Source organism: Lacticaseibacillus pantheris DSM 15945 = JCM 12539 = NBRC 106106, from assembly GCF_001591865.1.
In the GTDB taxonomy this organism is placed as follows: Bacteria; Bacillota; Bacilli; order Lactobacillales; family Lactobacillaceae; genus Lacticaseibacillus; species Lacticaseibacillus pantheris.
Genome location: NZ_BCVS01000074.1, coordinates 1 through 12252 on the forward strand (window position 1 = coordinate 1; position 12252 = coordinate 12252).

At 53.9% G+C, this 12252-nt stretch carries 10 protein-coding genes; all 10 read left to right on the plus strand.

Annotated elements, in window-relative coordinates; translation table 11 throughout:
- Window positions 1–225 precede the first annotated feature (225 nt).
- The 10 genes from polA to LPA02S_RS08245 all read left to right on the plus strand — a co-directional run bounded on the left by polA (window position 226) and on the right by LPA02S_RS08245 (window position 12198).
- Complete coding sequence (polA, locus tag LPA02S_RS08205; protein WP_056957164.1) at window positions 226–2862, plus strand: DNA polymerase I; 2637 nt, start codon at window positions 226–228, stop codon at window positions 2860–2862.
- 32 nt (window positions 2863–2894) lie between these two features.
- Window positions 2895–3740 (plus strand): DNA-formamidopyrimidine glycosylase, encoded by an 846-nt coding sequence (mutM, locus tag LPA02S_RS08210; protein WP_054650452.1) that lies wholly within the window; start codon window positions 2895–2897, stop codon window positions 3738–3740.
- Window positions 3741–3758: 18 nt separating this feature from the next.
- Window positions 3759–4367: a dephospho-CoA kinase gene (gene coaE / locus LPA02S_RS08215; protein WP_056957165.1), complete on the plus strand. Its 609-nt coding sequence runs from the start codon at window positions 3759–3761 to the stop codon at window positions 4365–4367.
- Between the two features lie 84 nt (window positions 4368–4451).
- Window positions 4452–4925, plus strand: a complete 474-nt coding sequence (gene nrdR, locus LPA02S_RS08220) for a transcriptional regulator NrdR (protein ID WP_054650480.1) — start codon at window positions 4452–4454, stop codon at window positions 4923–4925.
- Window positions 4926–5057: 132 nt separating this feature from the next.
- Window positions 5058–6467, plus strand: coding sequence for a DnaD domain protein (locus LPA02S_RS08225; protein ID WP_056957166.1), 1410 nt, complete (start codon window positions 5058–5060; stop codon window positions 6465–6467).
- 2 nt (window positions 6468–6469) lie between these two features.
- A complete protein-coding gene (gene dnaI / locus LPA02S_RS08230; RefSeq protein ID WP_056957167.1) occupies window positions 6470–7399 on the plus strand; it encodes a primosomal protein DnaI in 930 nt (309 codons plus the stop codon).
- A gap of 639 nt (window positions 7400–8038) precedes the next feature.
- On the plus strand, window positions 8039–9988 hold the full coding sequence (gene thrS, locus LPA02S_RS08235) for a threonine--tRNA ligase (protein ID WP_056957168.1): 1950 nt from the start codon (window positions 8039–8041) through the stop codon (window positions 9986–9988).
- A gap of 278 nt (window positions 9989–10266) precedes the next feature.
- Entirely contained in the window at window positions 10267–10932 is a 666-nt protein-coding gene (locus tag LPA02S_RS11805) for a hypothetical protein (protein WP_056957169.1), read from the plus strand.
- A complete protein-coding gene (locus tag LPA02S_RS11960; protein ID WP_420835974.1) occupies window positions 10899–11117 on the plus strand; it encodes a sortase family protein in 219 nt (72 codons plus the stop codon). The genes LPA02S_RS11805 and LPA02S_RS11960 overlap by 34 nt, the downstream gene beginning before the upstream one ends.
- Before the next feature lie 250 nt (window positions 11118–11367).
- On the plus strand, window positions 11368–12198 hold the full coding sequence (locus LPA02S_RS08245; protein ID WP_054650462.1) for a YitT family protein: 831 nt from the start codon (window positions 11368–11370) through the stop codon (window positions 12196–12198).
- Window positions 12199–12252: the final 54 nt, after the last annotated feature.

Sequence of the window (12252 nt, forward strand, 5' to 3'; positions counted from 1 at the left end):
GGAGTACCCCACAGAAGCCGCAGCTCCCCAATCCGACCGATGCTGCCGTCAACCACTACCGTATCAATCACGGCGCAGGGCACGAAAGCCGCAGCTCACCGGTCGGCCGACGCCGCCGCTAACGAACACGTTACGCCGCTTCCACGCGTAGCCCTATTAGCGGGGCGCCGCTTTTGGTACAATGTTATTAGTTAAGAAACTCGTGCTGGCAAAGGAGTGCACACCGTGGCAAAAAATATTTTATTAATCGATGGTAATTCAATTACGTTTCGGGCCTTCTACGCAACCTATACTTCGTTAGATCGCTTCACTAATAGCGATGGGGTGCACACCAACGCCATTCTGGGTGTGAACAATATGTTGGATAACCTGTTGGCTAGCCAGGATTTCGATAAAATCTTGGTGGCTTTTGATGCCGGCAGCAAAACCTTCCGCACCGCCAAGTATGATGACTACAAGGCTGGACGCCAAAAGACACCCGATGAATTGCTGGAGCAGTTGCCGCTGGTCAAAGAAATGTTGGAAGGCCACGGCATTGTGCACTATGAACTCGCGAACTACGAGGCCGACGACATTATCGGCACGTTGGCCCGCGAGGCTGACCAGCAGGGGGACCAGGTGCTGGTGGTGACCGGTGACCGTGATTTGACGCAGCTTGCTACGGACCGGGTGACGGTGGCCGTTACCAAGAAGGGTGTGACCGAGCTCGAAGAGTATACGCCAGCATACGTTCAGGAAAAGCTGGGTGTGACACCCCGTCAAATTATTGACCTGAAGGGTTTAATGGGTGACACCTCGGATAACTATCCGGGGGTAACCAAAGTCGGCGAGAAAACCGCCATCAAGTTAGTACAGCAGTTTGGTTCGGTGGAAGACCTATACGCACACATTAACGACCTGAAGGCCAGCAAGATGAAGAAACACCTGGTTGAGGATCATGACCAGGCAATCATGAGTAAGGATCTGGCCACTATTCGCCAGGATGCCCCAATTACGATCGGGCTTGATGACATTAACTTTGCGGGCCCTGACTACGAGCAGTTGCGTGCTTTCTACCAACGCATGGATATGCGTCAGGCTTTGAAGCGTATGGGTGCGCAGGGGGCCGCCCCGGCCACGCAGGTGGAATACACTGAACTCGCGGCGGAGAACTTAGACGCCGCGATGCGGTTAAAGGCCCCGGTGGCTTTCGAACTGGAAATGTTGACGGATAATTACCACACCGCGCAGGTGGAAGGTTTTGTCGTTGCCGATGAGCACCATACCTTTGTATCAACCGATACCTCGTTACTGCAGGACATGGAATTTGCCTTGTGGTTGGGCGATGCGTCGCGTCAACTCACAGTTTTCGATGCCAAGCGCAACCTGGTCGCCGGCCGACACCTCGGTTTGGACCTGCACCCCGACTTTGACGCGTTACTCGCATCCTACTTGCTGAACCCCGATGAAAACAGTAATGACTTAGGCCAACTAGCTCGGCAGCATAATTACGATGCCCTGCCGGCAGATGAGGACGTGTACGGCAAAGGCGCGAAACTACACGTGCCGGATCACGATGAATTTTGTAACCACATGGCGCAAAAGGGTGCCGCGTTGCTTGCGCTGCGTCCGCGCCTAACTACGGAGCTCGCTGATCAGGACGAAACGCAGTTGTTCACCGACCTGGAGTTGCCCCTAGCGCGGGTGCTGGGCGATATGGAGTATACCGGAATTAGCCTGGATACTAACATCCTGGCGGAGATGGGTAAGCAACTGACCGGGTCAATGTCCGTCCTGGAACAGCAGATTTACGCCGATGCTGGGCAGGAATTTAACCTTAATTCCCCTAAGCAATTGGGGGTAGTACTGTTCGAGGATTTGGGACTACCAGTCGTTAAGAAAACTAAGACTGGTTACTCAACCAGTGTTTCGGTGCTGGAACAGCTGCGCACCGCGCACCCCATTATTCAAAAAATTCTGGATTACCGTAAAATTAGCAAGATTCAATCAACGTACGTGGTCGGCCTTCAAGAGGCGGTGCACGCCGACGGGAAGATTCATACCCGTTACCTACAGACACTAACGCAGACCGGCCGTTTGAGCTCCGTCGACCCCAACATGCAGAACATTCCGGCCCGGGGCGACGGTAAGCAGGTGCGCCACGCCTTTGTCCCTAGTCATCCCGACTGGGAACTTTTCAGCGCCGACTACTCGCAGATTGAACTACGCGTGCTCGCGCACATTTCTGGCGACGCCAACATGCAGGAAGCGTTCAAAGAGGACCGCGATATCCATGCGAACACCGCCATGAAGATTTTTAACCTCACGAGTGCCGACCAGGTCACCCCGGATATGCGCCGTCAAGCCAAGGCCGTTAACTTTGGTATTGTTTACGGCATCAGCGACTTTGGGTTGGCCCAGAACATCGGTATTACGCGGCAACAGGCTAAGGACTTCATTGCGGGCTACTTTGAACAGTACCCGCAAGTGCACGAATACATGGAACGCATGGTGGCCACCGCGCGCGAGCAGGGCTATGTAGAAACGCTGCTCCACCGGCGGCGCTACCTGCACGACATCCACAGCCGTAACTTTAACCTGCGCAGCTTTGCAGAACGTACCGCTATGAACACCCCCATCCAGGGTAGTGCAGCTGACATTATCAAAGTGGCGATGGTACGGATGCCCGCCGCGGTGAGTGCGGCACACCTGCAGGCCCGTATGCTACTCCAAGTGCATGACGAACTGATCTTTGAGGCGCCTGCTAGCGAGATGGACCGTTTGCGGACGGTGGTTGCAGGCGTGATGGACGCTGCCGTCAAGCTGGACGTACCGCTGAAAGTGGAAACTAATCACGGGCAGACGTGGTTTGACGCCAAGTAGCACGTACTACAGAACGAAAGAGGGATACAATCATGCCAGAATTACCAGAAGTGGAGACGGTTCGGCGCACGTTAACAGGATTGATTAAGGGCAAGCAAATCGTGGCTATCGGGACAAACTGGGAAGCTATCCTACGCGATGGGTTGGATGAAGTCCGTGCCCGGTTGGTTGGCGAAACCTTTACCCGTGTGGATCGTCGTGGTAAATATTTATTGCTCCGGTTGACGGGGGACTGGACGTTAGTGAGCCATTTGCGCATGGAAGGTAAGTACATGTTGGCCACGGACCACGAAATGCCCCACGAGCGGTGGACGCATGTCTGGTTCACCTTTGCCGATGGGTCCGAATTACGCTACATGGATTCGCGTAAATTTGGCCGTATGAACGTGGTGCGTACCGGCACCGAAAACGTCGCTATTAGCGGTCTAGCGTCCATGGGTCCTGAACCCGTGGCGTCGGATTTTACCGTGGACGACTTTGCCGCTAAGCTGGCCAAGCATAAAAAGGCGATTAAGTCCGTGATACTTGACCAGGCCACGGTTGCTGGTGTGGGGAACATCTACGCCGACGAAAGTTTGTGGCGGGCCCGGGTGCACCCCGAACGTCCTGCAAATTCGTTGACTTTGGCCGAGGTTACGCGGCTACATGACGCCATTATTGAAATTATGGCGGAGTCCATCAAGTTACGCGGGACAACGGTCCACTCGTTCGTCGATGCGGCGGGGCAAGTCGGCGGTTTTCAAGACCGGCTGGCTGTGTACGGTCATCAGGGTGAGCCTTGTCCGCGTTGTGGTACCAAAATTGTCAAAATTAAGGTCGGCGGTCGGGGTACGCATTTTTGCCCGCATTGTCAGGTGGCACCCGCAAAGGCGGAGTAGTCAGTGGAGGAATTGGGCATGACGTATAAGTTAGGTATTACTGGCGGTATTGCGACGGGTAAGACGACAGTTGCCAACGATTTTCGCGCGGCGGGGTACCCCGTGATTGATTTAGATGTAATCGCGCGGGCGGTTGCGGCTCCCGGCAGCAAGATTCTGTCGCAGCTCCAGCACGAATTTGGGAGTATGATTATTCAGGGCGACGGCACGCTGAATCGCGGCCTGTTGGGCAAAGTTGTTTTTGGGCACCCACGGCGTTTGTCGAAGCTGAACGCAATTATACAGCCCGCCATTCGCGAACGGTTTGAGGGGGAACTAGCGGAGGCGGTTGCAACGGGAGCTGACTTGGTCGTTGCTGACGTACCCTTACTGTATGAACAGAAGTATGAGGACTACTTTGACGGCGTGGCGGTGGTGACCGTGCCAGCGAAGCAGCAACAGGAACGCCTGGCTGTGCGTGATGGCTTGACCGTTAACGAGGCGTTGGCGCGGATTGACGCACAACTGCCACTAGACGAGAAAGTGGCCCGCGCCGACTTTGCCATCAACACCGACGTTCCCGCCGAATTGCGACGCGTCGAGGTTCAGCAGCTTATTGCGCACATCCTCAACACGCACAAGCTGTGAGTTTTGGTATAATGGTGACAATAGGTATCGTGTGGCGCCGTTCGTGACGTCAACACAGGTCGAATATTCCCTGGGGGTATGAACGTGCAGTGTCCACATTGTCATAAAAATAGCTCACGGGTCGTGGATTCACGGCCAACCGAGGGCGGCGAGGCAATTCGTCGTCGTCGTGAATGCGAAAATTGCGGTTTCCGGTTCACCACCTTTGAACGGGTTGAACAGACACCGCTATTAGTCATCAAGAAAAACGGTACGCGTGAAGAGTTTAGTCGCGAGAAGGTTCTGAAGGGCTTGATTCGTGCGGCGGAGAAGCGGCCGGTCACTATGGAACAGATGCAGCAGATTGTCGAGCAGGTTGAGGCCAAGATTCGGGCGATTGGTGAGAACGAAATTTCGAGCCAAAGTATTGGTGAGTTCGTGATGCAGAAGCTGGCTGATGTCGACGATGTGGCCTACATCCGGTTTGCTAGCGTTTACCGCCAGTTTAAGGATATGTCCGTGTTCATGAATGAATTGCAGGGCATGATGGATAAGGAACACGACGGCGATAAGAAATAGTGGGCGCAAGCGGGGGATGGCTCCGGTTGCGCCCCGCGCGCTTATGGTCGCAAAGTTTGTTGCGCCTCACGGGGGTGCGTGAATTAGGCATCGCCCAGTTAGGCGACAGCTAAGCAAAGGAGGCGGGGGTTCGTGCAACGTCCAGCAAGTTTTCAACCACAAAATGATTATTTAGCGACTCAAGCAACTGAGTACAGTGATGTTGACCGACGGACGTTGACGTACTTATACCAGCCAATCATCGGCCCGGTTGCTACGGCTTTGTATACTAGCCTTTGGGCGGAGAGTACCCGGCACCCCGTGTTCTCCCAGGACCGGCACCCACACACGCGGCTGATGGGGATACTGGGTGTAAGCATTGACGAGCTCTACGATGCCCGCGTGCGGCTAGAGGCTATGCAGCTGGTGCAGACCTTTTCGCAGGTCGATCAGCAGCGGCATTACGTGTATGAAATGCACGCACCAGTTACGCCCGGTGCTTTCTTTGCGGACGATTTACTGGGCATCCTGCTGTTTGATACGGTGGGCGAAGAACGGTATGAAGAGCTGGTGCACGAGTTCGAACTCACACCAGTGCGGAGACAGGATATGCACAACGTGTCCCTGCAGTTTAGCGACGTCTTTAACCTAGTGGCTGCACAAGCCACCCAGCCACCGGCTGCGGTTAGTGCGGCCAAAGACGCGGTAATACCGGCGGGAACTGGCAGTCCGGAAATCGCTGGTGTGCGGTTGGACTGGGATCTGTTGGCTAACCTCGTGGGCAACACCAATATCCAAAGTGGGGCGCTCGCGCAGAATCAGCACGCATTACAGCAGCTGGCGGGATTCTACGGTTTGGACGAACCGACGTTAGCGGCACAAATTGGTCAGGCGCTGGATTTACTAACGGGCAAGCTCGACATGGCCCGTTTGCGCAGTAACGTTGAGCAGCAGTTTGAACGGGGGCACACCCGCCACTTTGCTCCGCGCGGTAGTGATGCCACTGCGACATCGACTAACGCTAACGCGCAGGTAACCGTACAACCGAGTCAACCCAGTGATCAACGGGAGCAAGAGATGCTGACTAGGGCAAAGTCAATGACTCCCCGAGAGTTTATTAATGCCGCCAAGCAGGCGCGAGATAGCCGGATGTTTGCCAGTCGGAGTGAGATTAAGGCTTTGCAGCGGTTAGCGGACCGTGGCATTTTCTCGCCGGCCACGATTAACGTCATGGTTGATTATGCTTTGCGAACCAGTGATAACGGCAACGTCAGCGAAAAGTTTTTGGATTTACTCGCCAACAGCTGGGCTCAGGCTGGCGTCCACACACCAGAACAGGCGTTAACGCAAATTCACGAATATGCTGCCGGCAACACTAAGCAACAGCAACGGAGCAAGCGGCGGTCCAATAGTAAGCGCGGTGGCCGGAGTGAACCGGTGCCGGAATGGGCTAAGAACGACTATGTGGCTCCGAAAGAGGCGGTTTCCGCCGATACTCAGGCCCAGTTAAACGCCCAGTTGCAAGAACTAGCGCGTAAACGTCAGCAGAAAAAGGAGCAGTAGCTATGGCACAACTTGAACGATTATCGGCGTACCTCCAGCGCCACTTTGCCGACCATAATTGGGGGCGCCAGTACCAGCAAACGATTGATCGCGTACTCAAAAACGGGGATGTGCAGCGGTTTTTGACGGCCAATGCTGCCGAACTCACGGAGGCCACCGTGGACGCGGGTGCCGCCAAACTGTTTGAATACGTCAAGTTGCGAGAGGAACTGGACGCGGGGGCGACCCCACCCATTCCGGGGTACGAACCACAGTTGGTTATGAGTAACCACCAGATTGATATTGCCTACCAGCCAAGTGCGGATAAAGTTGCGGCCGATGCCCAGCGTGCCAAAGCTAGCTTGGTAACGGTCATGAACATGCCAAAGGATATCCGTGGTGCTGACCTATTGGCCTATGATCAACAGGACCGAACGGAGGCACTTGCTGCAGCGACGATGTTTGTTAACGCGGTGGCCAAACCGGATCGTGGTCACGTGCAGGGACTTTACTTAACTGGTGCCTTTGGCGTCGGTAAAACATACTTACTGGGAGCAATTGCTAACGGCCTCGCCGACTTTGGCGTTGGCACGACACTGCTACACTTTCCTACCTTTGCGGTGAACATGAAGGGCAGCATTGCCACCAACACCGTAACCCAGGAAATTGATCGGGTTAAGCGTGCGCCGGTGCTGATGCTGGACGATATCGGCGCTGAGTCGTGGAGTGCCTGGCTGCGCGACGATGTGCTCGGCGTCATTCTGCAGTACCGGATGCAGGAAGACCTGCCGACTTGCTTTAGCTCCAACAAAACGATGGACGAACTCGAAAACTTTTTTGCCGGCCGCGAGCAGGGGAATAGTGAGACCGTTAAAGCTCAGCGCATTATGCAGCGCATTCGGTTCCTGAGCCGGGAAATTGCCGTGGGTGGACGGAACCGGCGGCCACAGTAGGTGGCGGTGCGAAAGGGTAGGCCGGTGTGGAGATTCTGCCGCTAGTGCTGCTACATTGACGGCGAATGCTACAGCGCTCCCGCGTTAGTCGTGCGTATGAAAACGAGCTGCGCAGGCCCGAAAGCGACGCATAAGCTACTAACACCAAAAGGCCAAGTGCGGGCCTTTCGGCTATTACTGCTACCTTAACGGCGAATGCTACAACGCTCCCGCATTAGTCGTGCGTATGGAAACGAGCTACGCAGGCCAGAAGACGCCACATAAGCAACTCTAACCAAAAGGCCAAAACCGGGCCTTTCGGTTAGAGTTGCTTATGTTCTGTCTTCTAAACGGCCTGCACCGCTCTCTTAAATTGTTTGCCTTTCGTAAACATCTGTGTTTTAATACAAGTATCGAAGACGGAAGCAAAAAGGAACTGCAACTTCAGAGAGCACGATATTAGCTGGAACTCGTGCATGCAGGATCCGCACCACTTCTCGAGATCTGCCGCAAGGCCCTGAACTCTGGTTACGGGTGAACAAGTGGGCGCAGTGTCGTGCTGTGCCAAGCTGGGTGGAACCGCGAAGTGTATTCGTCCCTGATGTCATTAATGACGTCAGGGATTTTTTGTTCCCGCCAAAAAGAAAGGAAGAGTTACATATGTCTATTTCATTGAAGTTCCCAGATGGTAACGTTAAAAGCTTTGACGACGACGCAACCGTATTAACCGTTGCCCAGTCCATTAGCCCAACCCTTGGCAAGAAGGCCATCGCCGGTAAGCTGGACGGTCAATTCGTTGACCTTAACGCACCGCTCTCCCACGACGGCGCCATCGAAATTGTCACCAAAGATGGTGACGATGGCCTCGCCGTTCTGCGTAACACCGCCGCCTTTGTTCTGGCAGCCGCACTCGCCGACCTCAACCCTAAGATGCGCTTCGGTGAAGCCCACGCCGATGAGGATGGCTTCTACGTTGATACCGATCAGGATGGTGCCCAGATTTCCGTCGATGAACTGACCGCCGTCAAGGACAAGATGAAGGCCATCATCGCCGCTAGCGATCCCATCAAGTCCGTTAGCCTCAGTCAGGCTGACGCAGCCGCAAAATTCGGCGACGACCCATACCGTAGTCAGTTGGCCCAAGAAGCCGGCGACCCCATCGCTGCGCACCAGCTGGGCGACTTTGTTGGTTTCCAGGAGGGTGCCCTGTTACCTGACCTGAAGCCCCTCAAGCACTTTGCTCTGCTCAGTGTTGCCGGCGCCTACTGGGAAGGTAAGTCTTCCAACCCAATGCTCCAACGGATTTACGGGACGGCGTACTACAAAGAAGCCGACCTGGAAGCTGACGCCCAGCGTCGCCAGGAGGCCAAGGAGCGTGACCACCGTGTGATTGGCCGTGATTTGGACCTGTTCTTCGTTGACCCCAAAGTCGGTGCGGGTTTGCCATACTGGATGCCTAACGGTGCCACTATCCGTCGGACCATTGAGCGTTACGTCATCGACCGCGAAGTTGCTGCCGGTTACGAACACGTCTACACGCCAGTGCTAGCTAACCTGGACGTTTACAAGACGTCTGGTCACTGGCAGCACTACCGTGAGGACATGTTTCCACCAATGGACATGGGTGAAGGCGAAATGCTGGAACTGCGCCCGATGAACTGCCCAAGCCACATTCAGATTTACAAGCACCACATCCGCTCATACCGTGACCTGCCAATGCGGATTGCCGAACTGGGTATGATGCACCGTTACGAGAAGTCTGGTGCGCTATCCGGTCTGCAGCGTGTGCGTGAAATGACGCTGAACGACGGTCACACCTTTGTCGCTTTGGAACAGGTGCAGGACGAATTCAAGAAGATTTTGCAGCTGATTATGAGTGTGTACGCGGACTTCAACATCACGGACTACACGTTCCGTCTGTCCTACCGTGACCCAGCAAACACCGAGAAGTACTTCGACGACGATGAGATGTGGAACCGGAGCCAGAGCATGTTGAAGGGCGCCATGGATGACCTGGGCCTGGAGTACTACGAGGCTGAAGGCGAGGCAGCGTTCTACGGACCAAAGCTGGACATCCAGACCAAGACGGCTTTGGGTAACGATGAAACCATGTCCACCATCCAACTTGACTTCATGCTGCCAAAGCAGTTTGAACTCAGTTACGTTGGTGCCGATGGTGAAGAACACCGTCCCGTGATGATTCACCGTGGGATTGTCGGCACGATGGAACGGTTCATCGCTTACCTGACTGAAATCTATAAGGGTGCATTCCCAACATGGTTGGCTCCAACTCAGGTTGTAATGATTCCGGTGAACAACGATGCCCACCTCGACTACGTTAACGATGTGAAGGCTAAGCTGTTGGCTGAGGGCATCCGCGTGAAGGTTGACGACCGTAACGAAAAGATGGGTTACAAGATTCGCGAAGCCCAGACGCAGAAGGTACCGTACACAGTCGTTGTTGGTGATGACGAACTGGCATCAGCATCCGTGTCCGTTCGTCGCTACGGGGAGCAGGATTCGATGAGCCAGTCGGTCAACATGTTCATTTCGGCGATTGCGGCCGACGTAGCCAACTACTCACGGACTGACGCCCGCGCCAATAATTAATCATGTGTTTTGTAATGCACAACAAAAATCGTCTAATTGACTGATTGTTCTATTAGCGCTTGCTAACATCATACTGATAGCATGTGCAAAGTTGCCCTAGCCTGTTATGGTAGGGCAATTTTTTTACCTTAATTTACGCATCCTAAACAATACTTACAAGAAATAAGTTGTCGCCGTATACCACGGCGCGTATGCTTAAGATGTTCAAAGGAGGTGTTGGGGAACACCGGAATTCCCGCGAACCAGCTCGCCGGGGTGTGAGTTTAGGGGTGTTATTTATGAAAACTAAATATGCAGTTTTAGGTACAGTATCCTTAGTTGTCGCGTCGGTGGGGCTGTGGGTGGGTCATCCACAAGCTCATGCTGAGCAAGCAGTAACGGCTCGTGTGGGTCGCATTCAGCAACCTGAACCTACTGACAACTTACTGGCACACGCTTTGGTTCAAAGCGCGGCCCGTAAGCAGGACATTCAGCAGTCCGCTACCCAATCAGGTAATAAAGTGCAGGCTGGTGTTGCAACAACTAAGGCAGTCAATGAGGGTTCCGCAGCGACCGCCCCGGCCGGTCAAGCGAACACGAGCGCAACAGCGGCTGGTACCCAGGATAATCAGGTTAACGCGGGTGGGGGCGCCACCAGCACAACCAGTAGTACTACTAGCTCAACGACGCAGGTTACACAACCGACAACCACGCAAAGTCAGAGTGCAACCAGCGCACCGCAGCAAAGTAGTGCGGGTCCTAGCATCAGTTTTCTGGGCATCACGATGCCTGTAATTCAGGGCAACATGAGTGTCACAACGCTCCCGCTGGTAACCTGGTGGAGACATGGGGCGGCCAGACACGGCTATCCGTTAGTGATGGTCAGTCCACACACATTATTGGGCACAACACCTCCAGCTTTGGTGCTATTATCCAGCTGGGTATCGGTAGTGCCATCACCGTAACGGATGTGGATGGACAGGTACGGACGTACCACGTAACGAGTACGGCGGATGTCAACGACCAGGGCTACGATATTCACACTGGTCAAGACGCATGGAATCACATTGTTAGCGCGGGCCAAGGCGAGCAAATCGTTTTGCAGACCTGCCTCTCGGGTACCATTAACCGCCTAGTATGGGCCCGGTAATGAAAGATTTAGTAGTGAGTAACAATTAAACACCCGCGACGATTAATTACGGCTCTGTATACCACCTGAATTGGTGGATGCGGGGCCGTCTTTGTGTCCGGTAAAAATTTATGTTTTTAGTAAATTAGGATGATTGATAGGCTTTTGTACTCACGGTAGGCTCATCTAACTAGATTTTATGGTGTAAAATTGATACACTAGTATTAGTAAAAAGTGATGGTGACCAAAAGCAGTTAAAGAGGAGAAACTTATGCGCACAATCAAAACTAACGCCTGGTACCGGATGGGGTTCATCACGGTAGCGCTAGCGGTGATTGCGATGAGCATTAACATGTTCTTTGCCCCGCACGGTGTTGCCGCTGGTGGTTCAACCGGTATTGCAATTATTTTATACGAGGTTTGGCACGTGCCGGTGGCCATGAGCACCATGGTGATTAACGTGGCCTTATTGTTGTTGGCCTACTTTTTGGTGGACAGGTCAACCAGCATCCGGATATTATACGGAAGCCTCATGTTGCCGCTGATTATGGCGGTATTACCGATTACCAAAGTTGTGGAGGATAAGCTGCTGGCTATTCTTGTCGGTAGCGTCTTAATCGCGGTTGGCTTTGCCATGCTGTACATGGTGGATGCCTCTAGTGGTGGGACAACAGTTCCGCCACTGATTTTGAAGAAACACTTCGGTATTAAAACGGAAAATAGCCTGTTTGTAATTGATGTAGCCGTTTCATCATTAAACATTATTGTGTCGGGGTGGGAAGCGTTCATTTTGGCCGCATTCTCCCTGCTGATTACGCGGATGGTGATGAATTATATCGCTACGGGGTTGGACCGCAAGCGCATGCTCCACGTTGTGAGTGAACGGCAACTACCGACGATTATGCGGGCCATTGAATCCGTATATGGTGACTTGGTGACGACGGTTTTGGTGGCTGGTGATGACGAGGGTGATGGCCGGGACGTGCTGTTGGTTGTGACGGACCAACCCGAGTACAAAGACGTGGTCTTGCTGATCCACAAGCTGGATTCTCGGGCCCTCATTATCTCTGGTGAGGTCGCCGACGTCCATGATGGGCAGTAAGACAGTCTTATGGTGGCGGTTCTGACCGGTGGGGGTTCCATGGGCTACTGCGCC